The organism is Streptomyces sp. NPDC053367 (assembly GCF_044545925.1).
Taxonomy (GTDB): Bacteria; Actinomycetota; Actinomycetes; order Streptomycetales; family Streptomycetaceae; genus Streptomyces.
The window spans coordinates 76344-103035 of record NZ_JBITYN010000006.1 but is presented as its reverse complement, the minus strand read 5'-3'; the positions used below and the strand labels follow the sequence as shown (position 1 = coordinate 103035).

The following is a 26692-nucleotide window of genomic DNA, read 5'->3' as shown; positions in this document are numbered from 1 at the left end:
CGGCCGCACCTCCTGTCGCGAGGCCTGCCGCAGCGCCTGCCGCCAGGGCTGTCCCGGCGCCGCACCCGGCGAAGGTGGGCCTCAGGGCGCCCGGCCCTCGTCGTGTGATGCTGGCGTCATGACCGATCACCGCGAGGTAGCCGTCGTCCGCTGGCCGGGGCAGACCCCTCCCGTCGAGGGCGGCCTGGCCGCGCTGCTGGCCGCCTATCACCTTCGTACGGAGGCCGAGAAGGGCGTACCGGTGGCCGACGTGGCCGAGCTGCCGCACCGCTACCGGGCGGAGATCACCGACCCCCGGACCGCCTTCGCCGACGATGTCGTACTGGTGGCCCTCCTGGGCGACACCTCTGTGGGGTGCCTCGTGGTGGCCTCCCCCACCAACGGTCGGTCAGAGATCAAGAGGCTGTGGACCGACCCCGAGGCCCGTGGCCGGGGCGTCGCCTCCGCCCTGCTCGGCGCCGCGCTCACCCACGCCGCGGAGCACGGCGTTCACACCGTCCGGCTCTCGGTGTGGGAATGGCGGACGGGAGCGATCGCTCTGTACGAACGACTCGGCTTCACCGTCACCCGGTCATGGGACGAGCGGAAGCAGTTGGTGTGCATGGAGCGCACTCTCTGAGTGGTCGCAGCGCATGCCTCGATGGCCGCGCCGGAGACGATCGCCCCGTAGCGGGCCGCGCGTTGCAGGACGTCTCATTCGGCGTCGCCGAGGCCCGCTGTGACGAGCAGGGCAAGCCGGCGCAAGCGCGGGCCGCCGGGGTGCCCGCCGGTCAGTTGGCGACGGCCCGACACCCGAGGCCACCGGGCAGCAGTGACCGATGTGCGGCGGCGCACGGCCCGCGCAAGGTGAGCCGTGTCTCACCGGGACGGCGTTGCTATGCAACGAGTTGCATAGCAGGATCGGAGGCATGGCGCTCGAGCACGCGATCCTCGTTTCCCTGCTGGAGAAGCCGGGTTCCGGATATGAGCTGGCCCGGCGGTTCGAGCGGTCGATCGGTTATTTCTGGACCGCGACGCACCAGCAGATCTACCGCGTGCTCAAGCGGATGGAGGCGGACGGCTGGGTCGACGTCCGGGATGTCTCGCAGTACGGGCGGCCGGACAAGAAGGAGTACTCCGTCGCCGGGCCCGGACGGGACGCGCTGTCCGCGTGGCTGCGTGAACCGACCGAGCCCGAGAGTGTGCGCCACGACCTGGCGGTGAAGGTCCGGGGCGCCGCCTTCGACGACCCGGCCTCCCTCATCGGCGAGGTCGAGCGGCACCGGCAGGCGCACAAGGACCGCCTCGCCCACTACCTCGCGGGCGAGACCCGCGACTTCGGGGAACCTCCGGCGGACGGCCCGCTCGACGCCGAACGGGAGCTGCAGCACGTCGTGCTGCGCGGCGGCATCGCGTACGAGCGGATGATGATCGCCTGGCTCGACGACCTCCTCGCCACCCTCGCCCGCTTCGACGACGGTCGCTGACCGGCCGAGCGGGCCCCCGGGACCCGTGCCCGGACCACCCTCACCCCTTCCAGCCGAAAGGCGGCATCCATGGCCGACGCGCTCCTCTTCAACCCGCGGACGTACGACCCCGCGCACTTCGACCCGGAGACCCGCAGGCTGCTGCGTGCCACCGTCGACTGGTTCGAGGAGCGGGGCAAGCGTCGGCTGATCGAGGACTACCGGACCCGCGCGTGGCTCGGCGACTTCCTCGCCTTCGCCGCCAAGGAGGGGTTGTTCGCCACGTTCCTGACGCCCGCCTCGGCCGCCGGCCAGGGCGAGGGGGACAAGCGCTGGGACACGGCCCGCATCGCCGCTCTCAACGAGATCCTCGGCTTCTACGGCCTCGACTACTGGTACGCCTGGCAGGTCACCGTCCTCGGCCTGGGCCCGGTATGGCAGAGCGACAACCCCGCCGCACGGGCCCGCGCCGCGGAACTGCTCTCGCAGGGTGAGGTGTTCGCCTTCGGCCTGTCCGAGAAGGCCCACGGCGCCGACATCTACTCCACCGACATGCTCCTGGAGCCCGACGGCGAGGGCGGCTTCCGCGCCACCGGCTCCAAGTACTACATCGGCAACGGCAACGCCGCCGGGCTCGTCTCCGTCTTCGGACGCCGCACCGACGTCGAGGGCCCCGACGGCTACGTCTTCTTCGCCGCCGACAGCCGCCACCCGAACTACCACCTGGTCAAGAACGTCGTCGACTCGTCCAAGTTCGTCAGCGAGTTCCGGCTGGAGGACTACCCCGTCGCCGCCGAGGACGTGCTGCACACCGGCCGCGCCGCCTTCGACGCCGCCCTCAACACGGTCAACGTGGGCAAGTTCAACCTGTGCACCGCGTCCATCGGCATCTGCGAGCACGCGATGTACGAGGCCGTCACCCACGCGCAGAACCGCATCCTCTACGGCCGTCCCGTCACCGCTTTCCCGCACGTGCGGCGCGAGTTGACCGACGCGTACGTCCGGCTCGTCGGCATGAAGCTGTTCAGCGACCGTGCCGTGGACTACTTCCGGACCGCGGGCCCCGACGACCGCCGCTACCTCCTCTTCAACCCGATGACGAAGATGAAGGTGACCACCGAGGGCGAGAAGGTCATCGACCTGATGTGGGACGTCATCGCCGCCAAGGGCTTCGAGAAGGACAACTACTTCGCCCAGGCCGCCGTCGAGATCCGCGGCCTGCCGAAGCTGGAGGGGACCGTCCACGTCAATCTGGCCCTGATCCTGAAGTTCATGCGCAACCACCTGCTCGACCCGGTCGCCTACGAGCCCGTCCCGACCCGCCTCGACGCGGCCGACGACGACTTCCTCTTCCGGCAGGGTCCGGCCCGCGGCCTGGGCTCGGTGCGTTTCCACGACTGGCGGCCCGCGTTCGACGCGTACGGCCACCTGCCCAACGTGGCCCGGTTCCGCGAACAGGCGGACGCGCTCTGCGAGTTCGTCCGCACGGCTGCCCCGGACGAGAAGCAGAGCCGGGACCTCGACCTGCTCCTCGCCGTCGGCCAGCTCTTCGCGCTCGTCGTCCACGGGCAGCTGGTCCTGGAGCAGGCGTCACTGACGGGCCCCGACGAGGACGTGCTGGACGAGCTGTTCGCCGTCCTCGTACGGGACTTCTCCGCACACGCCGTCGAGCTCCACGGCAAGGACTCCGCCACGGAGGAGCAGCAGCTGTGGGCGCTCGGCGCGGTACGGCGCCCGGTGGTCGACGGGGTGCGTTCGGAGCGTGTCTGGCAGCGCGTCGAGGGGCTGTCCGGGGCGTACGAGATGATGCCGTGAGGCTCCGGAACGGCCTGTGACCAACCAGCCGACCGACGTTCGGACATGAACTGGGCCCTGCCTCCCGGAACCGCGCGCATTTCGTGGGCGCGAGTCGACTACTTGGTGGCAGGGTGCAGTCATGCGACAAGTCACGCATGAGGCGGAGGTGTTGCTCCTCGGCGGGCGCGCCGGTGTCGGCAAGACGACGGTGGCGTGGGAGGTCTCAGCGCGTCTGCGCGCCGCAATGGTCGCCCACTGCCTGATCGAAGGCGACTTCATGGGGCAGGTCCATCCCGCTCCGGACGGGGATCCCAGTCGCAGTAGGATCACCGAGCGCAACCTGACGGCGCTCTGGTCGAACTACGCCGAGCTGGGGTACCGCCGTCTGATCTACACGAACACTCTGAGCGTTCTGGCCGAGAACGGGGGCATGTTCCAGCGCGCCATGGGTGCGAACGTCAGGATCGTACGGGTTGTCCTCACCGCCTCCGACGCCACCGCCCGTGAACGGCTGACCGGCCGCGAGCTGGGCTCGGAGCTGGAGCAGGAGCTGGAGAACAGCGCTCGTAAGGCGCGGCTCCTGGATGAGCGGATGCCGCCGGATACGGTGCGGGTGGCGACGGACGGGCGTTCCGTGGTCGACATCGCGCGCGACGTGGCGGGGGTCACCAACTGGCTTTCCCACGGCTCCGATTAGGTCGTCCTGAGCCACTCAGTGCGGGGACGGATGAGGGCGGCGCGCAGCCTGTGGGGCGGTGGCGGGCTCGTCCGTTCGCAGGGCCCAGGCGCACCTCTGCCCGAGTTGGTTGACGGCCCGCCCCCTGAGAACAACGTGGGCGCGGCCCGTAAGACCGCTACTCGCTCGCCGGAGTCGGCACGACCGCCGGCCGCCACTCTCGCCTGATCAACCCGAACACCCACGAGTCGGAGACCTCGCCGTTCACGATGCAGTCCTCCCGCAGCGTCCCTTCCCGCAGGAAACCGATCTTCTCGAGGACCCGGGCGGATGCCACATTGCGCGTATCGGTCTCGGCCTGCACGCGATTGAGGTCCGACGTGTCGAACGCCCATCGCAGCAGCGCGTGCGCGGCCTCCGTCGCGTAGCCGTGGCCCCACATCGCATCGCCCAGGACGTAGCCCAGCGACGCGCTGCGGTAGTCCGGGTTCCATCCGGTCAGACCGCACCAGCCGACGAAGGCCCCGTCAGAGGCACGGTCGATGGCCACCCGCACCCCGGTGCCCTCGTCCGCCATCTTCCGGCACATCGCGATGAACCGCTCGGCACGGGCCGGTTCCGTCCACGGCGGCGAGTCCCAGTACCGCAGTACGTGGGCGCTGCTGTGCAGCGCGAAGAGAGGGCTCGCGTCCGCGTCGGTGAAGGGGCGCAGTCGCAGGCGAGCGGTGTGCAGTGTGGGGGTGGCCAGAGTCATGCGCACCATCTTGTGTCCTCGTGGGGCGAGCAAGAACCGAATATTCGATCCCGGTCCTGGCAAGGCCGACAGGCGGTCTTGGCCATGCACACACCACGCACTGCTGACAGCCGCTGGTCGTCCTCGATGTTTCGCTCCGTACTGGCAGCGTTCAGGACACACCGCCGATGAGCTCGCTGCCGTCGAGGAACCACAGGCGCTCGGTGACTGCGGCCTCGAACACTGACCCGAACAACCCCACGGCAGGACAGCACTGCCCGCGAATGCGGGCGGGCCTGTCCGTCAGGACGGCACTCCATCGCTGTCAGGCAACTGCACATGTCAGTCGGCCGTGGCGGACCCTCGCGGTGTCACCGCCCGGCGCGTGGCCGGGTGGGTTCGGCTCCCACCTTGGCCAGCATCTGGTCGAGGAGGTGCAGGGCCCGTGCTCGTGTCGGGGCTCCGCGTGGGGTTCCGGTCCGCCAGAAGCATTGCCAAGCAATGTGACATGTGCCATTTTACAGCGCAGCCCGTCGCGGACGGGACCCAACTCCCCACCCAGGAGCGAGCCTTGCGCGTCATGGCCGTCACCACTGCGCTGTTCATAGCCGCCTTCGCCGCCTCTCCCGCTCAGGCCTCCCCCGCCTCTCAGGCCGACCCCACGCCGGACCACGTCTTCGCGGACCCGGGCCTGCGCCCGGCCCACGGCAAGGTGAAAGGCGCTTCCGGCGCGACCGGGACCACCGGCGGCAGACTGGAATCGCGCATCCTGCCGATCGTCCACAACTGCAGTCCCTCGCTGCGGATCCGGGCCCAGGAGATGACCGCCGACCAGCTGACGGCGACCTGCGCGAGCCTGGCCGACCAGGACGCCTACTTCCACAGCGTGGTCAAGGACTCGGGGCCGGTGGCCGACGACTACAACACGACCCTGGAGGTCGACGTCTTCAACTCGAGTGCCGACTACAAGACTTACGCGAGGAAGATCTACGGCATCGACACCAACAACGGCGGCATGTACCTGGAGGGGGACCCCGCCACGACGGGCAACCTCCCTCGCTTCATCTGCTACGAGCGCACGGACGTGAGCCCCGGCTGGCAGATCTGGAACCTCAACCACGAGTACACGCACTACCTCGACGGCCGCTTCGACCTGTACGGCGACTTCGACGCCAGCCAGACCACCCCCACCGTGTGGTGGGGCGAGGGCATCGCGGAGTACATCTCGTACTCCTACCGCGGTGTCACCTACACCAACGCTCTGGCCGAGGCCGGCAAGCACACGTACTCGCTGCGCACACTGTTCGACACCACCTACGTCAACAGTGACGTCAGCCGCACCTACAACTGGGGCTATCTCGCGGCCCGCTACATGGTCGAGCGCCACCCGGCCGACGTCGCCACGGTGCTCGGCCACTACCGCACCGGAAACTGGACGGCCGCCCGTTCCTTCCTCATCTCGCTGGACTACGAGAGCGACTGGAACGCCTGGCTGACGGCCCTGACAGCGGGCGCCTGACCCGTACGGCTCCTGCGCCCGGCCTTCTTCGCCCTTGTGCGCCTCCAGCCTCTTCACCCCTTTCTGGACATGCGTCCCAAGGGTGAATCCTCCGGATGTGCGGAACGAGCGGCGCTGATCGCTGCCAATCTGCCGTTGACGAGCGAGGGCGGTGGCGGCCCGGCACGACGGTGTCCCCGCCACCGCGGGGACGGCGTCCGTCTTGGACGCCGGGGGGCTGGGGGCGGGCATGACAGCACAGCGGTCCGGGGGTGACCGGCTCTCCTCCCCCTTGACGGCTGCCGAGGGCACGGTGCTGCCGGGGCGGCGTGAGGTGCCGCGGCACGTGGCGTGTGTGATGGACGGGAACGGCCGGTGGGCGGCGCGCCGGTCGCTCCCCCGGACAGCTGGTCACCGAGCGGCGGAGACGACGGTGATCGACGTCATCGAAGCGGCGCGCGGGGCCGGCGTGGGCTGGCTGAGCCTGTTCGCGTTCTCCACCGAGAACTGGCGCCGCCCGGACACCGAGATCGAGTTCCTCATGCATCTGGTGCGCCGAGTGGTGCGCAAGCACGCCCCGTTTCTGCACGCCCGGGGCATCCGCTGCCGCTTCCTCGGCATGACCGACCCCCGCATTCCCTCCGAACTACGCCAAGACTTCGCCGACTTGATGACGCTGACCGACCTGAACCGGCAGATGACGCTGACCGTCGCCTTCGACCACGGCGGGCGCAGGGACATCGTCGAGGCCGCCCGCTCGCTGATCCGCGGCGGCGTGCCGGCCGAGGCAGTGACGGAGGAGACTTTCGCCGCGCACCTGCCCTTCCCCGACACCCCGGACGTGGATCTGGTCATCCGCACCTCCGGTGAACAGCGCATCTCCAACTTCATGCTCTGGCAGGTCGCCTACGCCGAGTGGGTCTTCCCGCCGGTGCTGTGGCCCGACTTCCGCGCACCCGACTTCCTCCAGTGCCTGCACGCCTACCGGCAGCGCGAACGCCGCTTCGGCGCCGTACTGCCGAACCAGAACGGAGACATCTGAGTCGTGACCACCTCAGACGACCGCAGTTCCCACACCGGCACCGCCGGGGCCACGGAGCACGGCAGCGGGCCCGGTGACGCGGAAGGCGAGCCGCTGTTCGGCCCCGGCTCACAGTTCCACGGGTTCTTCAACGACCCCCGGTGGGCCCTGGCCATGATCCGGGCGACCGTACTCGAAGCCGCGCACCCGCAGATCGGCGCCGCCCTGATCCACAACTCCACCTTCGTGGCGCACCCCTGGCGACGGCTGCGCAACACCTTCGTGAGCATGCGGCGTATGTTCGGCGGCGACGAGCAGGTGCGGCAGCGGGAGGCCCTGCGGCTGAACCGTCTGCACGCACGGCTGCGCGGTACCGACACGGACGGACGCCCCTACGACGCGATGGACCCGGGCGCGCGGGCCTGGGTGGTGGCGACAATGTTCGAGAGCGCCGTCACCATGTGCCGGCTCAGCGGGCAGCCCCTCGAGCCCGAGGCCATGGAGCGGCTGTACGTCGAATTCCGGGCGTTCCTGGCCGCCATGGGTGACGACGCCGGTCATCTGCCGGGAAGTCCGGAGGAGTTCTGGCCCTACTACGACCGGATGGTCGCCGAGGAGCTGGAGAGCACCGAGGCCATGCGGATCATCCTGTACAAGCTCTTCGACCACCTCCCGGCGCCGCCGGTGCTCGACGGCTTCCCCGCCCTGTGGGCGACCGGCCGGGCCGTCGCAGGCCCGGTCATCGGAGCGATCACCGTGGCCTCCCTGCCGGAGCCGTTCCGCCGACGCGCCGGCCTGCCCGAGATCGCGGGGGTGCAGACGCTGATGCAGGGTGTGTACCTGGCCGTCGGGCTGACCCGGTTCCTTCCCGACGGCTGGATCAAGTCCGACAGCATCGCCGAGCTGCTGTCGCTCTCCCCGGACAGCGACGACCCCCGCGCCAGGACGATCACCGCCCTGCGCGAGCAGATGAACCGGGCCGGCGCCCTCATCCGGCTCATTACGCCGCTGCCCCCGGAACCCGAACCGGCAGCCGCTGCCGACGGCGGCGAAGTGCGGCGCAGCGCCCGGGAGTTCTTCGCCGACGTCCTCGACCAGACCGGGGACGGCTATCTGACGTGGCCCGACCTCGCCGCCATGGCCCGCGAGATGTCCAGCCGTCTCGACCTGGACGAGCCGGAGGAGACCCGGCTCTACGACGCCTACGCCGGCTGGTGGCGTGAACTGCAGGCCGCACTCGACGCCGACGGGGACGGCCGCGTCAGTGCCGCCGAGTACGCGGCCGCCGTCCCCTCCATGGCCGGTCCGGCCCTCATCCGGGTCGCCGAGGTCCTCTTCGAGGTCACCGACAAGGACGGCAACCAGCACATCGACGCGGACGAGTACCGCGCCCTCTTCCGCACGGCCTTCCACCGGGACACCCCGGACGCCGACGGAACGTACAGCCGCAGCGCCTTCGTCAGCGACTTCCTGACCTTCATGTCCGGCCGCCGGCGCACCACCCCTTACGACCCCCTGCTCGCCCAGGCCTGAACGGGCGCCTGCCTGGACGAGAGGCGGCCGTCCGTCGGCGCGCGGCCTCGTCCGTTCAGCGGCGGAACGTCAGGGGCGGTGCCGCGTTGCGGGCCAGGGAGTGGGCCTGGTCGGGCCACCAGGTGCCGGCGGGCGGGTCGACGATGCCGTACTCCGGGTCGACCGTACCGCCCGTGTTGCGCGTGCAGCTGCCGTCGGACTCGCCGGGGATCTTGATCCACAGGTAGGCGTCGACAAGGGGCACGCCCGTGTCGGCGGTGGGACGCGGGCCGAGACCGCGGCCGGGGGCGTTGCACCAGATCTCCGGGTCGCCGGTGTACTTGCCCGGCTCGGGCGTCCAGGCGCCCAGGCCGTTGCGGCTGGTGTCGATGACGAAGTGCCGCAGGTCGCCGGCCGGCGGGGTGCCCACGTGCTGGTCGAACCATGCGTCGGTCCAGCGCCAGGTGGCGGGGTCGGTGGAGGAGACGGCGTTGCCGGGGAGGCCGTCGTTGGGCGCGGCCGACGAGTAGTACTGGCCGGCGCACGACTCGGCGTTGCCGCGCGCCTCGGTGGCGAACCACATGCACTTCGCGATCCAGGTGCCGTACCTGGCGTTGTGGTCGGTGGGGTGGGTGTTGGACACGTTCAGGGCGAAGCCGTCGCTGTACCGGACGCCGGCGTCCAGCAGCCGCCGCGCCATCTCGCCGACGGGGCGCCACTGGACGTTGCCCGCGTCCAGGTACACCGCCGTGCGGGGCCTGGCCTTCAGGGTCCTGACGGCGTATGCGAGGTCGGCGATGCGGGCGGCCGTGAGTTCGCCGGTGGGATCGACGCCGGGCCCGCAGTCCTTCGGCAGGAGCGCCGTGCCGTCGGGTTCGACGACGACCGCCGCCTTGGCGGTGCCGATACCGGCGGCGAAGGCGTCGATCCACTGCCGGTAGGCGGCGGAGGACGCGGCGCCGCCGCTGGAGTACTGCGTGCAGTCCCGGCCGGGGACGTTGTAGGCGACCAGGACGGGGGTGCGGCCCACGGCGCGGGCCCGCTGGACCAGCTTGCCGACCTTGGCCCGCACCTCGTCGGGTGTCCCCTCGGTGAACCACTCGGCCTGCGGCCAGCTGGCGAGCTTGGCCATGTTCACCGCGTCCTCGACGTCGCCGTTCCTGAAGTCCGCGAGCGCCTGCTTCGCGGCCTTGCTGTGCGGATCGACGTAGAACCTGGTGGCCGGGGTGATGGTTCCCTGCGCGGGTGTGGCCTGCGCCTGTGCCTGCGTCGCGGTGAGAGAGGTGAGAGCGGCGAAGGCGGTGAGGGCCGCGGCGAAGGTGGCCGTGCGGCGCCGTGACGTGCGTGGTTCCATGACTGCTTCCTGGTCGACGAACTGGTTGGGCGGAGCGCCCGCCGCCCCGGCGGACTGCCGGTCGCCTCTACGGGCGGCGGGAGTCCTGGGTCAGTAGCCGTAGATCATCTTGTAGGCGACCTCGGGGAGGAACTGCCCGGCCGTGGAGCCGGATCCGACGCCGCAGTTGCCGTCGGACTCCCCCGGGGTCTTGATCCACAACAGCATCTCGGCGCCACCGCCCGTCCGGGTGGGCGTGCCGATGCGGCGGCCCGCGGGGTTGCACCACTGGCCGTTGGAGCCGTTGCCGTTGCGGCTGGTGTCCACGACGAACGGCTTGGTGTAGCCGTAGCGAGCACTGAGCTCGCTGTTGACGGCGTTGCCGAAGGCGGTGTTCTCGGCGGTCGTGAAGTAGTTGGAGACGTTGAGCGAGAAGCCGTGCGCCTGGCGGAGGCCGGCTTCGTGCAGGCGCCGGGCCATGGTCGCCGCACTCACCCAGCCGGGGTTGCCGGCGTCCATGTAGACCCAGGTGTTGGGGGCCTGGCGGCTGAACTCGGCGAGGGCGCCGGTGAGCATGGCCTCGCGTTCGTCGATCTGGGCCTGGTTCATACAGCCGTAGTCCCCGAGGGAGTCCGGTTCGAGGATGACGACGGCCGGGCGGCCGGCGATACCGCCCGCGAACTGGGCGATCCAGTTCGCGTACGCGGACGGCGAGGAGGCTCCGCCCGCGGAGTGCCCGCCGCAGTAGTCGCGGTTGTAGACGTTGTAGGCCACGAGGATCGGCAGCTTGTCGACCCGGTCCGCCGCGCCCACGTACGCCCCGGTCGCGGTGCCGATGGTGCCGCTCCAGGAGCCGAACCAGCGGGCCATCGGGGTGTTGGCGATGGCGGAGTTGATCGCGGGGGCGCGGCCGTCGGCGGGGTTGGCGGCCACCCACCGCTTGGCGGAGGAGTCGGGGTCCACATAGAACCCGCTCGTCATGGTGGTGGGGTCGGCCGCGTGTGCGGACGGTGCGGCGGCGAGCGCCAGCGGCAGGGCGAAGAGCGCTGCCGCCAGGGTGCGGAGTCTGCGGCTCATCACAGGACCTCGGTTTCCTGGCAGGGGACTCTGGAGGGGTTGGGAGCGCTCCCACTGGAAGCGGTCCCAATCGTGAAGTGAGGTGGTTCAACTGTCAATGGCTTGCGCAGAGCGTTTAGTTGCCTGGGAGATCAGAGGCTGGCCTGTATGGGAATGTATGGGAATGGAAGCGCTCCGGAGCGGTACCGCTGGTACAAACTGGAAGCGGTCCCAGTCCGGTCCAGTCCTGCCCGGCCGAGACGTTCGCGCCTGTGGAAGACTCCCGGTCCATGGCAGAAGATGCGCCGCGTCGGCAGCCGACGCTCGACGAGGTGGCCGAACGCGCCGGCGTCTCCCGCTCGGTGGCCTCCCGGGCCCTCAACAACGCCCCGCACGTCAGCCGCGCCAAACGCGAGGCCGTCGAACGGGCCGTGCGGCAACTCGGCTACGTCCCCAACCCGACCGCCCGAGCTCTGGCCACACGGCAGACGGGAGCGGCCGCCCTGGTCGTCTCGGGAGAGGATCCGTCGATCTTCGCCGATCCGTTCTTCGCCCAGGTGATCGTGGGGGCGTCGGCCGCCCTGGAGGAAGCCGACCTGCACCTGATGCTGTGTCTGGCCGCTTCCGACCGCGGCCGCAAGCGGGTGGCGGAACTCCTCCGGTCCAGGGGTGCCGACGGCGTCATGCTGATGGCGCTGCGGGAGGACGATCCGCTGACGCGGATGGCCGAGGAGGCGCGGATGCCCGTCGTGTTCGGCGGACGCCCGGTGGGCCCGGCTCCCCGGTGGTACGTCGACGTCGACAACGTCGGCGGGGCACGCGAGGCGACCGAGCACCTGGTCTCACGCGGCCGGAGGCGTGTGGCCGCGATCTGCGGGCGCCTGGACACCGAGGCCGGGCGGGCCCGGTACCGCGGCTACCGGGACGCCATGCTGGCCGCCGGCCTCGAACCGTTCCCGGCGCGGGCGGGGGACTTCACCGAGCCCGGCGGAGCCGCCGCCATGGCCGCACTGCTGGCCCGACACCCCGACGTGGACGGGGTGTTCGCCGCCAACGACAACATGGCGGCGGGCGCGCTGCGTACGCTGCGGAAGGCCGGCCGGCAGGTCCCCGCGGACGTCGCCGTGGTGGGCTTCGACGACCTGGGCGTCGCGCAGATCACCGACCCGCCGCTGACCACCGTCCATCAGCCCATCGAGGCACTGGGCCGGGAGACGGCGCGCATGCTCGTGGCGCTCCTCGACGGGCAGGACCCCACTGCCCTGCTCCTGCCGACCCGTCTGGTCGTCCGCTCCAGCGCCTGACGACCATGGCGGGGCCCCGGGGGGAGCCGGGGCCCCGCCGCCGGTCAGCCGGTCGCTGCTGCGGGGAGGCACCAGGACGGTCGCGGCCGGCCGGCCGAGCGAGGCGGCCCGGCGGGTGCCGAGCCGTTTCAGCGGATTCATCCTTCTCCTCGTGGGGGTGGGAGGACGGGTGGTGCCGTTCGCCGGACCGGTTCAGGGCGTGGACAGCTCGAACCGTGTGACGCGTACGGCTCCGCCGAGTGCCTGTGTGGCGTGGTTGAAGAGGGCGAACCGGTAACCCATGAAGAACCGCCAGTCGTTGCCCATGGAGAAGGCCGGTCCGAGTCGGGTGAACGTGATGCCGTCGGTGCTGTAGGAGAAGGTGCCGGGGCGTGGTGCGCCGGGGCGGATGTCGGCGTTCGCGCGCAGCCAGACGCGACTGCCGGAAAGGGGCGCGCTCGCGGCCTCGTAGCCGGTGCCGGTGGTGTTCCAGTTGGTGTCCATGGTCAGCCCGGTGACCATCACCAACCGGGTGGTGCCGCCGTCGCGTTTGAGGCCGATCCACGCCGAGGAGTCCCTCAGCAGCGCGAGTCCGGCCCGGTCGCCGTCCCGCATGGCGGAGTGGTCGAGCTGGACGGTGGCGGTTGAGGTGGGTCCCTGGATGCGGTGGGTGAGGGTGTTGCGGGCCCAGTACAGGTCGCCGGTGACGGTGGCGGTCCGTAGGGTGAGGCCGTTGCCGACGGACCACTTGGTGTTGTCGGGGTTGTGGTTCCACTCCCATCGCGGCTTGAGGGTCGTGCCGTCGAAGGTGTCGGCGCCGGTCATGGGCGTGACCTGGCGGGGCGGCGGGGGTACGGCCGGGCTGGGGTACGAGGTGCCCCAGGCGCCGTCGACGAGTTGCACCACGGGCCAGCCGTCCGAGGTCCAGGTGACCGGGGCCAGCGCGGGCATCCGGCCGCCGGGGTAGGCGTCCACGAAGGCCAGGTAGTACCAGGCACCGCTCTGCGTCTGCACCAGCCCGCCCTGGTGCGGGACGCCTCCGCCGGGGATCGGCCCGCGCAGGTCGAGCAGGACCTGCCGCATGGTGTACGGGCCGAAGGGGCCGCCGGCGGACTTGAGGATGTACTGACCGTTCGCGGGGCGGGTCAGGAAGATGTAGTAGCGTCCGTTGATCTTGTAGAAGCGCGAGCCCTCAAGGGTGCCGACGCTCGACGGTGTGGTGAACACCTGCTGGGTACGGACCTGGCTGCGGCCGTCCGGCGAGAGCTGGGCCACGCTGATGGTGGTGTTCCCGTACGCCACGTACAGGGAGTCGTCGCTGTCGACGAGCAGCCCCGCGTCGTAGTAGGGCGTGCTGATCGTCGACAGCCTGCTCCACGGGCCCTCGACGGCGGTGGCGGTGTACACGTAGGTCCGGGCGAAGTCGATCTGGCCGAGCCAGTAGAAGGTCCTGTTGCTCGGCCGGTAGGCCAGTGACGACGCCCAGATGCCGCGCACATAGCCACGGGCGCCGTTCAGGTCGTACTTGGCGCCGAAGTCGAGCACGGGTACCGCGTGGCCGGCGATCTCCCAGTTGACCAGGTCGTACGAGCGCAGGATGGGGGCGCCCGGCGAGTAGTGCATCGTCGAGGCGGAGGCGTAGTAGGTGTCGCCGACGCGGATGACGTCGACGTCCGCGAAGTCCTGCCAGATCACCGGGTTGCTGAAGACCGCCGCCTGGGCGGAGGCTCCCGCCGGAGGGAGGAGGGCGCTCGCGGCCAGGCCGGTGGCGGCGGCCAGCACGCGACGCCGGGACAGGGATTGTTGAGTCCATGACATCTGCATGGGGGTGCATCCTCCTCGTGCTTCGTTCACGGGATGACGCTCAATGCCGTTCGGTACTTCGAACATGGATCGACAAGTCGAGCAACTGGATGATGGAGGGACGATGAAACAGCGTCAATACCTTTCGCACAGATCGAAACCGACGCCGAAACATTCGGCGGCTTTCCGGGCTGAATTTCCGCACGTGACCCCGCGCAGCCGCACGACGAGGTGTTGACACACCACACGACATCTCTAACATCCGTGCCATTGCGTTTTCCGAACGAGGATCGAAATTTCGAACCCTCTCTCTAGGAGCCCTAGGAGCCCTTGGTGCTCAGACGCTCACGCGGACGACTGCTCCGCCTCCTCTCAGCCGCCGCCCTGACGGTCGCCGCGTCCGTGACGGCCACCGCACACTCACCCGCCTCGGCCGCGCCCGGCAGCCCCGCACTCACCCCGCCGCTCGGCTGGAACAGCTGGAACAGCTTCGGATGCGGGATCACCGAGGCCCAGGTCCGCCAGGCCGCCGACGCGATGGTGTCCTCGGGCATGCGGGACGCCGGTTACCGGTACGTGGTGGTGGACGACTGCTGGTTCGACCCGCAGCGTGACGCGCAGGGCAACCTGCGGGCCAACCCGACGAAGTTCCCGAGCGGCATGAAGGCGCTCGGCGACTACATCCACAGCAAGGGCCTGAAGTTCGGCATATACCAGGTGCCGGGCGACCGCACCTGCGCCCAGACCGTGGGGAGTTACCCGGGCTCCACCGGCAGCAGGGGCCACGAGGCCCAGGACGCCGCCACGTTCGCCTCCTGGGGCGTCGACTACCTCAAGTACGACTGGTGTTCGTCCAGCGGCACGCGTGACGAGCAGGTCGCCCGGTTCACGCTCATGCGGGACGCCCTGCGCGCCACCGGACGGCCGATCGTCTACAGCATCAACCCGAACAGTTTCCACGCCATCACCGGCGCCTCGTACAACTGGGGCGAGGTCGCGGACCTTTGGCGGACCACCGAGGACCTGCTCGACATCTGGCAGAACGGCAACACCAACAGCTACCCGATGGGCGTCGGCAACGTCCTGGACGTCACCGCGCCGCTGGCGGCGCAGTCGGGTCCGGGTCACTGGAACGACCCCGACATGCTGGTCGTCGGCCGTCCGGGCCTGTCGCTGACCGAGTCCCGCTCCCACTTCGCCCTGTGGGCGCTGATGAGCGCCCCGCTCATGGCGGGGAACGACATCCGCACCATGTCCGCCGATGTGAGCGCCATCCTGCGCAACCCGCGTCTGCTGGCGGTGAACCAGGATTCCCTGGGCGCCGGCGGACGACGGGTGCGTGACGACGGGAACACCGAGGTGTTCGCCAAGCCCTTGGCGGACGGTTCGGTCGCGGTGGGGCTGTTCAACCGGGGCGCGGGCGCGGCGACGGTCACCACCACGGCCGCGCAAGTCGGCCTGGCCGGCGGTCCGTTCACCCTCACCGACCTGTGGACCGGCGCCACGTCGAGCACATCCGGCCAGATCTCGGCGAGTGTCCCCGCGCACGGCGTGGCCGTGTTCCGGGTGAGCGGTGGCAGCCCCCTGGCCGCCACCACCTCGCGGCTGCGCGGCGGCGCATCCGGCCGGTGCGTGGACGTGGACAACGCCTCCACGGCCGCCGGATCCACCGCACTGATCTGGGACTGCCACACGGCCGCCAACCAGCTCTGGACCACCTGGGCGGGCGGTGAGATCCGCGTCTACGGCGACAAGTGCCTGGACGCCTACGACCGGGGCACCGCGAACGGCACCCGGGTGATCATCTGGCCCTGCAACGGGCAGGACAACCAGAAGTGGACCATCGGCACCGACGGCTCGGTCCGCAACGTCCACGCCGGACTGTGCCTCGACGCCCAAGGAGGCGCCACCGCCAACGGGACCCCGCTGATCCTGTGGACGTGCAACGGCCAGGCCAACCAGAAGTGGTCCCGAGCGTGAGCGACCGCGCCCTGTGAAGGAGATTCATGACGAGGACGAGAACCCTCTTATGGCCCGCCGTGGTCGCGGCGCTGGTCGTCCTGAGCATGGCGGGCACGGCACTGGGCCACGGCCGGGGCACGAACGCCACATTCACGGCCGCCGGTACGGCCGCCGGTACGGCCGTCGGCACGACCACAGGCAGGACCGCTGATACGGCCGCCGGCACGACCACAGGCAGGACCGCTGATACGGCCGCCGGCACGACCACAGGCAGGACCGCTGATACGGCCGCCGGCACGAACGCCCATACCGCCACCGCCACAGCTGCGACCGCCGGCACCGCCACCGGTGCGGGCGCCGGCACGGCCGCCGCGTCCGTCAGCACCGCCGCCGCCCCGAGCACCGGTTGCGGCAAGGCCCCCACGCTGACGAGCGGCACGCACACGATCCAGACCAACGGCAAGAACCGCGCCTTCGTCCTGCGGATCCCCGACGGCTACGACCGCAGCCGCCCCTACCGGCTGGTCCTCGGATTCCACTGGCTCGGCGGCACCTCCACCGACGTCGCCACCGGCCGCACGGTGGAAACGGGCACCTGGGCCTACTACGGGCTCCAGCGGCTGGCGGACAACAGCACCGTCTTCGTCGCGCCCCAAGGCCTGAACAACGGCTGGGCCAACGCCGGCGGAGAGGACGTGACCTTCGTCGACGACATGCTCAGGCGTATCGAGGCGGACCTGTGCGTCGACACCACACAGCGCTTCGCCCTCGGGTTCAGCTACGGCGCCGCCATGTCGTACGCCCTGGCGTGCTCCCGCGCGACGGTCTTCCGCGCGGTCGCGGTCCAGAGCGGCGGGCTGCTCAGCGGATGCAGCGGCGGCACCCGGCCCATCGCCTACCTCGGGGTCCACGGCCTCAGGGACAACGTCCTCGGCATCTCCGGCGGACGGGCGCTCAGGGACAGGTTCGTGACCAACAACGGCTGCACCCCGCAGACTCCGCCGGAGCCCGCACCGGGAAGCCTCACCCACCGCATCACGACCTACTCGGGCTGCACGGCCGGGTATCCGGTCGCCTGGGCGGCGTTCGACGAGGGGCACATCGCCGCTCCTCAGGACGGAGCCCCGGGTGACAGCGGCTCCAGGACGTGGCTGCCGGCGGAGGTGTGGAAGTTCTTCACCCAGTTCCAGACCTCCGACCCGGCACCCGGGACCGCGAGCTGCCGGGTCACGGTCGCCGTCAGCGCGTGGAACACGGGGCTCACCGCGAACATCACCCTCACCAACACCGGCACGACGGCGGTCGACGGCTGGGCGCTCGGCTTCACCCTGCCCGACGGCCAGACCATCACCTCCGGCTGGAACGCGGAGTACTCCCCCACCTCCGGCCGGGTGACCGCCAGGAACGTGGCCCACAACGCCACCATCGCCCCCGGCGCCTCCGTCGACATCGGCTTCCAGGCGTCCCACACCGGCACCACCGCCCCGCCCGGCTCCTACGTCCTCAACGGCACCGCCTGCACGTCCGCCTGACCCGGCCTCCGGCCAAGCCGTACGCCCCGGCCGGTGCGGGCCGTCACGACGAGCCGGCCAGGCGCGGCCCGCTCGGCCCCGGTCGAGCGGGCCCACCGGCGGCCCGTCCAGCCGCCGGCCCCTCCCCCTCCCCGGCGGCCTTGCTCCATCGGGTGAATCCCGCTCGGCAGCCGGTGTTGCGGCCCGCCTCGGCCAGTCAGCCGCTCGGCATACATCCGTGATGGGGAGTAGGTAGCAGGTCATGAGCGTCGGAACGATTCTGATGGCGGCCCGGGAGACGAACGCGGGCGGCGGGGCTGCCGCGGAGCAACTGAGGCGGACCGGAGAGGAGTTGGATGCTCACGGGCTCCAGGTGCGGTGGGCGGCCGACGCGCGAGACGCCCAAGCCGTGCTGCGGACGGAGGCGGGGCCGCGCCTGCCAGGACGGTGTGCTGCCGCCGTTCTTCAAGGCGCTGCGCCGCTTCGACGACGCGCACCAGTACTCCTGGCACACGCCCGCGCACGCCGGCGGGGTGGCGTTCGTGAAGTCGGCGGCGGGACGTGCGATCTTCGACTACTACGGTGAGCGGCTGTTCCGTACGGATCTGTCGGTCTCGGTCGGTGAACTGGGCTCGCTGTTCGAGCACAACGGCCCGATCGGTGAGGCCGAGCGCAACGCCGCCCGGGTCTTCGGCGCCGAACGCACCTACTTCGTCCTGCACGGCGACTCCACCGCGGACCGCATGGTGGGTCACTTCAGCGTCATGCGTGACGAGATCGCCCTGGTGGACCGCAACTGCCACAAATCCGTGCCGCACGGCCTGGTGATCTCCGGCGCACGCCCCGTCCACCTGGTGCCGACACGCAACGGGTACGGGCTCGCGGGGCCGCTGCCCCCGGCTCGCACCGACGAGGACGCGGTACGCGCGCGGATCGCCGGCCACCCGCTCACCGCCGGTGCGCTCGCACCCGGGGCGCAGTACGCCGTGCTCACCAACTCCACCTAGAACGGCCTGTGTTACGACACGGTGCAGGTGGCGCGGACGCTGGCGCCCAGCACGCCGCGGCTGCACCTCGACGAGGCATGGTGCCCTCGAAGCCTTCGACCGCGCGCTCCCCGGCTTCCACAGCGAGACCCACGGCGTCACCCTCGACCCCACCACCGGCGACTACCCATCGAATGCGTGCTCCCGCAACCGGAGAACACCCACGCCTGAGTGCCTTGTGGCCCCGGGCCGGTACCCCGGCGATCGCCGCGACCGGGGCTTTCGCCGGGGCAGCGCTGGTTCTCCCTTGTGCGGACCTCCCGCGGAGGTCCGCACAAGGGATTCGTAGGGTCGTCGGGTGAACTGGCTGACGCTTCTCTCCACACTCCTCGGTGCCGTCGTCGGAGTCGGCTCGACCCTGCTGGCCGACCGGGCCCGCTGGGGCCGCGAGGTCCAGACCCAGGCGCTGCAGCACAGGCGCGCCCTCTACGGCGATTTCCTCACCGCCCTCAACCTCGCCCAGGAATCGCTGTTCGCGGTTGCCTACGGCCGCCACTCCAGCGAGCTGACACGGGATCTCGCCGCACGCGCGGCTTTCGGCGAGCACCAGGTCTACGCCGTCAGGGAACGCCTCGTACTGTCGGGCCGAGAGCCCGTCGTCGCCGCCGCGGACCTGGCGTTCAACCGCTTGAAGGCGTTCCGGGACGTCGTCGGCTCCGGGGCCGCTCCCGACTCTCCGGAACTGGCCGACGCCATCCACGCCTACGGGGCCGTCCTGCGCGACCTGCGTCACGCAATGCGGGACGAACTCGGGGAGCCACGCCTGGAGACGGACGTGTCCAACTGATGCCCGTCAGGAGGCGTGCTCGGCCGCGAGTGCGTCGCGGATCGCGTCGTAGGCGGGCTTGCGCCGCAGGTCCTCGTCCCAGGGCAGGGCCGCTCCCTCACCGGGGAAGACCGCGGGGATCCACGAGTGGCGGTCCGTGTAGCCCCACAGCGTGATGCCGACGCAGCGCCTCACGGCCAGGCAGGCGTCGGTCACCTGCCCGTACCAGTCGGCCTGCTGGGCGAGCTTGGTCTCGTCCGTGGGCAGGAGCATGCGGATGTCGAGCTCGGTGACGGCGACGTCGACGCCGAGTCCGGCGAAGCGCTGCATGTTCTCCTTGAGGCCGCCGGGGAAGCCGTACTGGAGGGCGAGGTGGCCCTGCATCCCGAACCCGTCGATCGGGACCCGTTCCTTCTTGAGCTGCTTGATCAGGGTGTAGTACGCGTCCGACTTCGGGCCGAGGGCCTCGACGTTGTAGTCGTTGAGGTAGAGCTTGACCTTGGGATCGGCGGCGCGGGCCCAGCGCAGGGCGTCGGCGACGTAGCCGGGTCCGAGGGTCGTGTAGAAGATGTTCTCGCGGTAGGTGCCGTCCTCGTTCATGATCTCGTTGGCGACGTCCCAGGCGAAGACCTTGCCCCTGTAGTGCTTCACCACCTTCGTGATGTGGTTCTTGAGGATGGAGCGCAGTTCGTCGGCGGTCCAGGTGCCGTTGGTGAGCCAGTCCGGGAGCTGGGAGTGCCACAGCAGGGTGTGCCCGCGGACCTTCATGCCGTTGGCGCGGGCGTAATCGACGATCTCGTCGCCCGCTGTGAAGTCGAAGACACCGCGCTGGGGTTCGGTGGCGTACCACTTCATGCCGTTGCCAGGGGTCGTCTGGCCGAACTCGGTGCCCAGCAGGTCGGCGAACTCGGTGTCCGCGAGTTCCGGGTTGTCGACGGCGGCGCCGAAGTAGCGGCCCGACTCGCGGGCCAGCTGGTGCAGCGTCTTCGTCTTGCCTGCGCCGTCGGTGCCGGCCTGGGCGGCGGGCGCCGCGGCGAGGCCGAGCAGCAGGGCCGCGGACGCGGCGAGCGCGGCGGATCCGGCGCGGGCACGGCGTGCGGGTGTGCGCATGGTGCGTCTCCTCAACTGGTGAACGGGGCGGTGCGTCGGTGTGCGTGGGGCCGGTCAGCCGGCTCATGACTGACCGGCCCACCTTCCGGAAGATTTCCGATAACTACGCGGGGACGGCCAGGAAGCTACGGGCATGCAAGGGGGGTGTCAACGGCCTTGACAAAAAGGACCGTCGACACCCCCGGAGCGCTGCCTCCCCTTATGCCCGGCGTGGCGGTGCGGTGCTCGCGCGGACCACCAGCTCGGTCGCCAGCTCCACCCGGGGTGAGGCCGGTTCGACTCCACGCGCGAGGTCGAGGAGCATCCGGGCGGCCAACTTGCCCATGTCGGAGAGCGGTTGGCGAACCGTGGTGAGCGGAGGCGCGCACCAGCGCACCTCGGGCAGGTCGTCGAAGCCGACGATGCTCATGTCCTCCGGCACCCGAAGCCCGCGCCGCCGTAGCGCCTCCATCGCCCCGAGCGCCATCTGGTCGCTCGCCGCGAAGATCGCGGTGGGCGGTTCGTCGAGGTCCAGCAGCCGTTCCGCGCCGGCGAACCCGGACTCGTGGTAGAAGTCACCGGGCACGGTCAGGGCGTTGTCGACCGCCACCGCGGCCACGTCGAGCGCTGCCCGGTAGCCGTCCAGCCGGGCGCGCGAGCACAGCAGCCTGGGCGGTCCCTCGATGAACCCGATCCTGCGGTGTCCGAGCTGGAGGAGGTGCTCGGTCGCGGCCATCCCGCCCGTCCAGTTGGTGGCGCCCACGGTCGGCGCCTCGCCGGCCGGCGATCCGGCCGGGTCGATCACCACCAACGGCACGCCCAGGCGGCCGAGTTCGTCATGGATGCCCGGTTCGAGCGCCGACGTCACCAGGATCACGCCGTCGGAGGGGCGGGCCCGCAGGTTGGTCATCCACTGCCGCGCGGCTCCCGCCCGGTCGTGGATGGCGGAGACCACCGTGCCCACACCAGCCTCGTGCGCGACCTCCTCGACGCCCCGGATGATCTCGACGGCCCAGGGGCTGTCCAGATCGTTGAAGACCAGGTCGAGCAGGACCGCCCTGGTGCCGGACGCGGCCGGGCGGCGACGGTAGCCGTGCCGGTGCAGCAGGTCCTCGACCCGGGCACGGGTGGCGGGCGAAACGTCCGAGCGCCCGTTGACGACCCGTGAGACGGTCGGCACCGACACCCCGGCCTCTCGCGCGATCTCGGTGATCGTCACCTTCGGCGCCTTCTCCGGGCTCCGCGTGCCTGTCTTGCGCTGAGCGCCTTCCCCGGCCACCATCCCCACCTCCCTGGCTGTCCGCCCGGAAGAGCTCCAGGCATTCTTCCGGAAACCGTAGGTCATGGCCCCGGCCACCCGCCGGTCACCCCGCGCTCCCATCGGACGCTCGGCCACATCGCGCACGTCGCCCGCCGTCTCAACTGCCACTCGGAGTGCGCCACTCACCTGTCGACCCGTCCCGCTCACGGCTCCTGGGCGCCGGGCCGCGGCGGCCCGCCAAGAGTCGACGAGCGCCGCGCGAACCGTTGACGGGCGCTCAGGTCAGTCGTATGGTTTGCGACGCATTCGTAAATGAGATCGAAACATTCGAAATGAAGGGCACCAGCCACGCTGCGCACCGGCAATGCCGCCCGGATGTCCGCAGAGACGGAGGAACTGCTGACGTCACCGGCCGCCCGCCCAGAAACTGCTCGCCTTCTTCCAGCCGGGCTGAGTCACCCGATCCGACCGGGCGCACCCCCTGTCACCGCCCTAGGCGTCGGCGAACCACGAGCGGCCCTGGGCCCAGTGGGTCACCCACCCCGCGAAACCGGGCGTCCCCGGCATCAGGCAGGTGCCCGGGCAGGAGCCGAAGGGGATCGCGCCGTTCTCGTCGATCAGCCAGACGTGACCGCGCTGCGGGCCCGTGACGATCAGGTGCCAGTACATGCCGCAGCCGTCGGTGCCCAGCAGCAGTGAGCCGTGGTCGAACACGGCGGCCGTGCGCGCCTCGGCCTCCTGCTCCGACAGTGCCTCCTCGTCCTCCTCCCACAGCCATGCCGCCGTGAGCGGAAAGGGCTCGGCGAGCAGCCGCGCGGGGCGGTCCCGGCCCCAGTCCGAGGGCGTCTCCGCGACGAGCAGCAGACCGTAGAACGGCGGTCCCGCGCGCAGTCCGTCGCACACCTCCGCCACGAACGTGCGGTACGGCTCCGGAAGCACGATGCCGTGCTCAGCCTCGAAGGACCGCACCGCCTCCCAGCCGGCCGGCGGCGCCGCCTCGGGACGGGACGCGAAGATTTCGCGGAGGGCGGCCGGCTCGGCCGGGTCGCAGGTTTCCGTGTTCATGCCGGTCATCACGCAAGATCCGAATGAGCGGGCCTACGGTGAGGTCCCGCGGAAGCACCGCCCGCCGGTGCTCCAGCCGCTCACCGCGTCCGGGCACGTCGTGCGACGCCCGCCGCCGCGCAGGCCAGCACGGTGGCGGTGGTCAGCCGGCGCATCGCGGTGCGGCGCCGGCCGCCCCACCCGCCGTGGGCCGCGCCCGTACCGGAGGCGGGCACGTGGAGGTTGCCGTGGCCGGCCGGGGCGGGCTCCTTCCGGGACAGATGGGCCTTGTCCACCTGGCGGGCCATCATCCGCTCCACCGTCCCCGGCATGATCCTGGACTCCAGCACCATGGAACGGCCCATCGGACCGACCACGACCTCACGACGTGGCGCGCGCACCAGGTCCAGGATCGTCCGCGCCACGCGCTCGGGGCTGTACACCGGCGGCATCGCCAGGGCCTTGCGGCCCGTGTAGTTCGCGGCGTGCTCGAACAGCGGGGTGTCGATGGTGGCCGGCAGCACCGTGCACACGTGGATGCACTTCGCCCCGTCGAGCCGCAGTTCCTGACGCAGGCTCGAGCTCAGCGCCCGGACGGCGTGCTTCGACATGCCGTAGGCATGGGTGTACGGCTGACTGACGACGCCCACGATGGAGGAGACGTTGACCAGCGTTCCGCTCCCCTGGTCGCGCATGACACGCAGGGCGGCCCGGGCGCCGTGGACGTAGCCCATGACGTTGACGTCGAGGACCTTGCGGATGTCCTCCAGCGGTGTCTCCTCGAAGGGCCCGAACACGGTGACGGCCGCGCAGTTGACCCATACGTCGATGCGGCCGAAGCGCTGCAGCGCCCGACGGGCAAGGTTCTCGACGGCAGCGGCGTCCGTGACGTCGGTCGGCACGACGAGGGCCTCGGCATCACGGTGACGCTCGCACTCCTGCCGGACCGCCTCCAGCGCCTCGGCCCGCCGCGACGCCAGCACGACAGCGCATCCCTTGCGGGCAAAGGCGTGGGCAGTGGCCCGGCCGATGCCGCTGGACGCGCCGGTGATCACCACCACGGAATGACGCACTCGCATGGAGACTCCCCTTCTTCCGCCCCGTCGGGAGCACCACTCAACCACCGGACCGCTGGCTCCACCGCTCGGCGGGCGCCCTTCGGGTGGCCCGGCGCGGGACGGGTGGTCCCGCGGGTGCCGTCGTGTCGCCTTCCGGTCCAGGCTCGTCGTACCGAGTGCGTTACACCGGCCGCCGGACCGGCCGGTCCGTGCTCACCTGGCGCGAGGTCGCCGCGTACGTCCCCGCCCAGGTCGCCGGGGCGATCGCCGGCGCGGTGCTGGCCGACGCCCTGTTCGGCAAGCCGCTGGTGCGCTTCTCCGGCCACGACCGCTCGGCCGGGCACGGTGGCTGGGGGAGGTCGGGCCACCGCCGGGCTCATCCGGCTGGTCTTCGGCCTGGCCCGCGCGGTCCGCGCCCATCCGGCACGGCTGCTCGTCGCCTCCTACGTCGGGGCCGCGTACTGGTTCACTTCCTCGACCGCCTTCGCCGACCCGGCCGTGACGATCGGCCGGACGTTCACCGACACCTTCGCCGGCATCGCACCGGCCTCCGTGCTGCCGTTCCTCGCCGCCCAGCCGGCCGGCGCCGCCGTCGGCCTGGGGCTGGTCGCCGTCTGCTTCGCCCGCCCGGCCGCCGTGGACGAGGAGGAGGTCGTCGTCACCCATGACGGCGGCCGGCACTCCGCCGTTCCTGCCCCTTCCGCCCCTTCCGCCCCTTCCGCACCTTCCGCCCAAGAGAGCACCCTCATCTGATGAGCACCTCCGCTGTTCCCCCCGTCGTTCCCCCCGCCAAGCCCTCCGTGCTGTTCGTCTGCGTGCACAACGCCGGCCGCTCCCAGATGGCCGCCTCTTTCCTGGGCAAGCGGTAGCCGCGGGCAGGTGCTCAAGGCAGGGGCGCAGTCGGCCGATGGCTGGGTCATGCGCTCGCTTTCTGTGATCACGAACCGCCGCCGTCTCGTCTCGCGCCTGCTCGGTACAGGTACCGGACTGTCCGCCGTCCTGCTGTGGGCCCTCTCGCAGGGACCGGTGGCCCCGCCGGCCGAGGCTGTCGAACCGCGAGGTCCTGTGGCCCCGCCGACCGAAGCTGTCGTGCCGCGACCGGCGCTGACCGAGGACGGCAAGGGACTGCGGGCGCTGTTCGGATCCGAGAACCGGGTCATCCGCACGAGCGAGCGGGTGATGGCCCTGACGTTCAACGCGGCCTGGAACGACGCCGGCCTGGACAGCATCCTCGGCGAACTCGCCCGCCGTCGCGCACCCGCCACGTTCTTCCTGACCGGCGACTTCGCCGACCGCCACCCCGCTGCGGTGAGGAAGATCGCCGCAGCCGGCCACGGGCTGGGCAACCACTCCTTCAGCCACCCCTACTTCAAGGACCTGACCGAGGCCGGACGACAGCGCGAGGTACTGGCGGCCGACCAGGCCCTGCGCGCCGCCGGAGCGGGCCGGTCCATGACGCCGTTCTTCCGGTTCCCGTACAGCGAGACCAGTCCCGCTCACATCGCGGAGGTCAACGCCCTCGGCTTCGCGGACATCGAGTTCACCACCGACACCAACGGGTGGAAGGGGACCGAAGGCGGCATGACCGTGGACCAGGCAGTGGACAGGGCACTGGACGCCCTGCGTCCCGGAGCGGTCCTGCAGATGCACGTCGGGGCTTCGCAGGGCCGCACCGAGGTGATCGACGCCCAGGCACTCCCCCGGATCCTCGACGCGGTCACCGCCCGGGGCTATCGCGTCATCGACCTGCGCACGCTGCTGACGCCCTGAACCCGGGACACGGCGGGCCTGGTCGCGCCGCCGCAGCCACCGCGGCCGGCTGAAGCTGCGCTCAATGAACCCCGCAGGATCGCAGCACACCCGCCGCGCCGGGTCGGGTCCAGTCGGGTCGGGGCGGGTGGGATTGCGGGTCCCACGGGAGAATCGGATCGGAGCCGCTCGGAATGGCGGCCGGCAGCCGGCGTGAAATGCTGGATGCGAGATCTGTCCGCGCAGCGCAGCGATGGAGGACAAGTGGACTGGTCCCTGTTCGCGCAGCAGATGGCTTCGATGGCGCGCGATCTTCTCGCACAGGACTCCGTGGACGCCACCCTGGAGCGGATCACCGCGTCCGCGACCGAGCTGGTGGAGGGCTGCGACGCGGCAGGAATCCTCGTGCTGCACGACCACCACGTCGAGAGTCTCGCCCCCACCGAGCAACTGGTCGTCGACAGCGACCGGCTCCAGGAGAGCCTGGGCGAGGGACCGTGCTTCGACGCCGCCCGCAGCTCGGTGGGAGAGCGCGTCTTCCGCATCGCCGACCTCACCGGCAACAGGCAGCGCTGGCCCGCCTACGCCCCGCAGGCCTACGAACTCGGCGTCGGCAGCATGATGGGGTTCCTGCTGTACACCGAGGACGAGGAGCTGGGCGCGCTGAACCTGTACTCCCGCAAGACCGGCGCGTTCACCGACATCAGCGAGACCGCGGGCTGGCTGCTCGCCTCCCATGCCGCGGTCGCCCTGGCCAGCGCCCGGACCCACGCCCAGCTGGAACAGGCCGTCTCCACGCGGCATGTCATCGGCGAGGCCATGGGCATCATCATGGGCGCCCGCCGGCTCACCGAGGAACAGGCGTTCGACGTGCTGCGCCGGTACTCCCAGGAGAACAACATCAAGCTCCGCGAGGTCGCCCGCCGCGTCTGCGAATACGGCCGGCTGGACTGACTCTCCCCCTGACGAACGGCTCCCCTGGCACGCTGTCTGAACCAGAGGAACCTGAACCGGACCGGCCCCATGGGAATGCCGGTCTCTCGGTCTGT

Annotated in this window: 22 protein-coding genes and 1 pseudogene; 15 read left to right on the top strand and 8 right to left on the bottom strand. The window is 70.8% G+C overall.

The features are described from left to right. Positions 1 to 118 precede the first annotated feature (118 nt). From ACIGXJ_RS18375 to ACIGXJ_RS18360, 4 genes are all read left to right on the top strand, one after another. On the top strand, positions 119 to 619 hold the full coding sequence (locus tag ACIGXJ_RS18375; RefSeq protein WP_399646224.1) for a GNAT family N-acetyltransferase: 501 nt from the start codon (positions 119 to 121) through the stop codon (positions 617 to 619). A 289-nt stretch (positions 620 to 908) separates the two neighbouring features. Beyond that, on the top strand, positions 909 to 1466 hold the full coding sequence (locus ACIGXJ_RS18370; RefSeq protein ID WP_399646221.1) for a PadR family transcriptional regulator: 558 nt from the start codon (positions 909 to 911) through the stop codon (positions 1464 to 1466). A 69-nt stretch (positions 1467 to 1535) separates the two neighbouring features. Then, positions 1536 to 3260 (top strand): acyl-CoA dehydrogenase family protein, encoded by a 1725-nt coding sequence (locus tag ACIGXJ_RS18365; RefSeq protein WP_399646218.1) that lies wholly within the window; start codon positions 1536 to 1538, stop codon positions 3258 to 3260. A 121-nt stretch (positions 3261 to 3381) separates the two neighbouring features. After that, the gene (locus ACIGXJ_RS18360) at positions 3382 to 3939 is read left to right on the top strand and encodes an AAA family ATPase (RefSeq protein WP_399646215.1); all 558 of its coding nucleotides are present in this window, start codon (positions 3382 to 3384) and stop codon (positions 3937 to 3939) included. Between the two features lie 157 nt (positions 3940 to 4096). Here ACIGXJ_RS18360 and ACIGXJ_RS18355 read toward each other — a convergent pair whose 3' ends face one another. Beyond that, positions 4097 to 4672 (bottom strand): GNAT family N-acetyltransferase, encoded by a 576-nt coding sequence (locus ACIGXJ_RS18355; protein ID WP_399646213.1) that lies wholly within the window; start codon positions 4670 to 4672, stop codon positions 4097 to 4099. Positions 4673 to 5402: 730 nt separating this feature from the next. Here ACIGXJ_RS18355 and ACIGXJ_RS18350 point away from each other — a divergent pair. From ACIGXJ_RS18350 to ACIGXJ_RS18340, 3 genes and pseudogenes are all read left to right on the top strand, one after another. After that, a pseudogene (locus ACIGXJ_RS18350) lies at positions 5403 to 6164 on the top strand (collagenase); the annotation flags it as partial. Positions 6165 to 6399: 235 nt separating this feature from the next. Beyond that, complete coding sequence (gene uppS / locus ACIGXJ_RS18345; protein WP_399646210.1) at positions 6400 to 7191, top strand: polyprenyl diphosphate synthase; 792 nt, start codon at positions 6400 to 6402, stop codon at positions 7189 to 7191. A gap of 93 nt (positions 7192 to 7284) precedes the next feature. After that, a complete protein-coding gene (locus ACIGXJ_RS18340) occupies positions 7285 to 8703 on the top strand; it encodes an oxygenase MpaB family protein (protein WP_399646951.1) in 1419 nt (472 codons plus the stop codon). A 55-nt stretch (positions 8704 to 8758) separates the two neighbouring features. Here the strand turns inward: ACIGXJ_RS18340 and ACIGXJ_RS18335 are convergent, their stop codons facing one another. Continuing rightward, positions 8759 to 10036 (bottom strand): glycoside hydrolase family 6 protein, encoded by a 1278-nt coding sequence (locus tag ACIGXJ_RS18335; protein ID WP_399646207.1) that lies wholly within the window; start codon positions 10034 to 10036, stop codon positions 8759 to 8761. A 90-nt stretch (positions 10037 to 10126) separates the two neighbouring features. Further along, positions 10127 to 11092 carry a glycoside hydrolase family 6 protein gene (locus tag ACIGXJ_RS18330; protein ID WP_399646204.1) on the bottom strand — a complete coding sequence of 322 codons (966 nt, stop codon included), beginning with the start codon at positions 11090 to 11092 and terminating at the stop codon, positions 10127 to 10129. Positions 11093 to 11361: 269 nt separating this feature from the next. Between ACIGXJ_RS18330 and ACIGXJ_RS18325 the strand changes: the two genes are divergently transcribed. Then, on the top strand, positions 11362 to 12375 hold the full coding sequence (locus tag ACIGXJ_RS18325; protein ID WP_399646202.1) for a LacI family DNA-binding transcriptional regulator: 1014 nt from the start codon (positions 11362 to 11364) through the stop codon (positions 12373 to 12375). Between the two features lie 192 nt (positions 12376 to 12567). Here the strand turns inward: ACIGXJ_RS18325 and ACIGXJ_RS18320 are convergent, their stop codons facing one another. Continuing rightward, positions 12568 to 14178, bottom strand: a complete 1611-nt coding sequence (locus tag ACIGXJ_RS18320; protein WP_399646199.1) for a glycoside hydrolase 43 family protein — start codon at positions 14176 to 14178, stop codon at positions 12568 to 12570. 312 nt (positions 14179 to 14490) lie between these two features. Between ACIGXJ_RS18320 and ACIGXJ_RS18315 the strand changes: the two genes are divergently transcribed. From ACIGXJ_RS18315 to ACIGXJ_RS18300, 4 genes are all read left to right on the top strand, one after another. Continuing rightward, the gene (locus tag ACIGXJ_RS18315) at positions 14491 to 16137 is read left to right on the top strand and encodes a glycoside hydrolase family 27 protein (RefSeq protein ID WP_399646196.1); all 1647 of its coding nucleotides are present in this window, start codon (positions 14491 to 14493) and stop codon (positions 16135 to 16137) included. 59 nt (positions 16138 to 16196) lie between these two features. Next, positions 16197 to 17651 carry a cellulose binding domain-containing protein gene (locus ACIGXJ_RS18310; protein WP_399646193.1) on the top strand — a complete coding sequence of 485 codons (1455 nt, stop codon included), beginning with the start codon at positions 16197 to 16199 and terminating at the stop codon, positions 17649 to 17651. A gap of 335 nt (positions 17652 to 17986) precedes the next feature. Further along, complete coding sequence (locus ACIGXJ_RS18305; protein ID WP_399646191.1) at positions 17987 to 18637, top strand: hypothetical protein; 651 nt, start codon at positions 17987 to 17989, stop codon at positions 18635 to 18637. A gap of 337 nt (positions 18638 to 18974) precedes the next feature. Beyond that, positions 18975 to 19463, top strand: a complete 489-nt coding sequence (locus ACIGXJ_RS18300; RefSeq protein WP_399646189.1) for a hypothetical protein — start codon at positions 18975 to 18977, stop codon at positions 19461 to 19463. Positions 19464 to 19469: 6 nt separating this feature from the next. On the opposite strand, the gene ACIGXJ_RS18295 is transcribed toward ACIGXJ_RS18300, so the two are convergent. From ACIGXJ_RS18295 to ACIGXJ_RS18280, 4 genes are all read right to left on the bottom strand, one after another. Beyond that, complete coding sequence (locus ACIGXJ_RS18295; protein ID WP_399646187.1) at positions 19470 to 20552, bottom strand: endo-1,4-beta-xylanase; 1083 nt, start codon at positions 20550 to 20552, stop codon at positions 19470 to 19472. Between the two features lie 199 nt (positions 20553 to 20751). After that, positions 20752 to 21813 (bottom strand): LacI family DNA-binding transcriptional regulator, encoded by a 1062-nt coding sequence (locus ACIGXJ_RS18290; protein ID WP_399646185.1) that lies wholly within the window; start codon positions 21811 to 21813, stop codon positions 20752 to 20754. Positions 21814 to 22284: 471 nt separating this feature from the next. Next, a complete protein-coding gene (locus ACIGXJ_RS18285; protein WP_399646183.1) occupies positions 22285 to 22857 on the bottom strand; it encodes an SMI1/KNR4 family protein in 573 nt (190 codons plus the stop codon). An 80-nt stretch (positions 22858 to 22937) separates the two neighbouring features. Continuing rightward, on the bottom strand, positions 22938 to 23915 hold the full coding sequence (locus ACIGXJ_RS18280; RefSeq protein WP_399646180.1) for an SDR family oxidoreductase: 978 nt from the start codon (positions 23913 to 23915) through the stop codon (positions 22938 to 22940). Positions 23916 to 24239: 324 nt separating this feature from the next. On the opposite strand from ACIGXJ_RS18280, the gene ACIGXJ_RS18275 reads away from it, so the two are divergent. The 3 genes from ACIGXJ_RS18275 (at position 24240) to ACIGXJ_RS18265 (ending at position 26597) form a co-directional block, all read left to right on the top strand. Beyond that, on the top strand, positions 24240 to 24647 hold the full coding sequence (locus ACIGXJ_RS18275; RefSeq protein ID WP_399646178.1) for a hypothetical protein: 408 nt from the start codon (positions 24240 to 24242) through the stop codon (positions 24645 to 24647). Positions 24648 to 24983: 336 nt separating this feature from the next. After that, a complete protein-coding gene (locus ACIGXJ_RS18270; protein ID WP_399646175.1) occupies positions 24984 to 25664 on the top strand; it encodes a polysaccharide deacetylase family protein in 681 nt (226 codons plus the stop codon). 243 nt (positions 25665 to 25907) lie between these two features. Continuing rightward, entirely contained in the window at positions 25908 to 26597 is a 690-nt protein-coding gene (locus ACIGXJ_RS18265) for a GAF and ANTAR domain-containing protein (RefSeq protein WP_399646173.1), read from the top strand. Positions 26598 to 26692 lie beyond the last annotated feature (95 nt).

What these genes read in the sequence shown, in the direction of transcription:
- ACIGXJ_RS18285 (WP_399646183.1), bottom strand. Translation starts at nt 22,857, where the DNA reads ATGAACACGGAAACCTGCGACCCGGCCGAGCCGGCCGCCCTCCGCGAA.
- ACIGXJ_RS18370 (WP_399646221.1), top strand. Translation starts at nt 909, where the DNA reads ATGGCGCTCGAGCACGCGATCCTCGTTTCCCTGCTGGAGAAGCCGGGT.
- ACIGXJ_RS18290 (WP_399646185.1), bottom strand. Translation starts at nt 21,813, where the DNA reads ATGGTGGCCGGGGAAGGCGCTCAGCGCAAGACAGGCACGCGGAGCCCG.
- ACIGXJ_RS18360 (WP_399646215.1), top strand. Translation starts at nt 3,382, where the DNA reads ATGCGACAAGTCACGCATGAGGCGGAGGTGTTGCTCCTCGGCGGGCGC.
- ACIGXJ_RS18325 (WP_399646202.1), top strand. Translation starts at nt 11,362, where the DNA reads ATGGCAGAAGATGCGCCGCGTCGGCAGCCGACGCTCGACGAGGTGGCC.
- ACIGXJ_RS18375 (WP_399646224.1), top strand. Translation starts at nt 119, where the DNA reads ATGACCGATCACCGCGAGGTAGCCGTCGTCCGCTGGCCGGGGCAGACC.
- ACIGXJ_RS18280 (WP_399646180.1), bottom strand. Translation starts at nt 23,915, where the DNA reads ATGCGAGTGCGTCATTCCGTGGTGGTGATCACCGGCGCGTCCAGCGGC.
- ACIGXJ_RS18365 (WP_399646218.1), top strand. Translation starts at nt 1,536, where the DNA reads ATGGCCGACGCGCTCCTCTTCAACCCGCGGACGTACGACCCCGCGCAC.
- uppS (WP_399646210.1), top strand. Translation starts at nt 6,400, where the DNA reads ATGACAGCACAGCGGTCCGGGGGTGACCGGCTCTCCTCCCCCTTGACG.
- ACIGXJ_RS18330 (WP_399646204.1), bottom strand. Translation starts at nt 11,092, where the DNA reads ATGAGCCGCAGACTCCGCACCCTGGCGGCAGCGCTCTTCGCCCTGCCG.
- ACIGXJ_RS18320 (WP_399646199.1), bottom strand. Translation starts at nt 14,178, where the DNA reads ATGCAGATGTCATGGACTCAACAATCCCTGTCCCGGCGTCGCGTGCTG.
- ACIGXJ_RS18305 (WP_399646191.1), top strand. Translation starts at nt 17,987, where the DNA reads ATGCTCACGGGCTCCAGGTGCGGTGGGCGGCCGACGCGCGAGACGCCC.
- ACIGXJ_RS18355 (WP_399646213.1), bottom strand. Translation starts at nt 4,672, where the DNA reads ATGACTCTGGCCACCCCCACACTGCACACCGCTCGCCTGCGACTGCGC.
- ACIGXJ_RS18335 (WP_399646207.1), bottom strand. Translation starts at nt 10,036, where the DNA reads ATGGAACCACGCACGTCACGGCGCCGCACGGCCACCTTCGCCGCGGCC.
- ACIGXJ_RS18295 (WP_399646187.1), bottom strand. Translation starts at nt 20,552, where the DNA reads ATGCGCACACCCGCACGCCGTGCCCGCGCCGGATCCGCCGCGCTCGCC.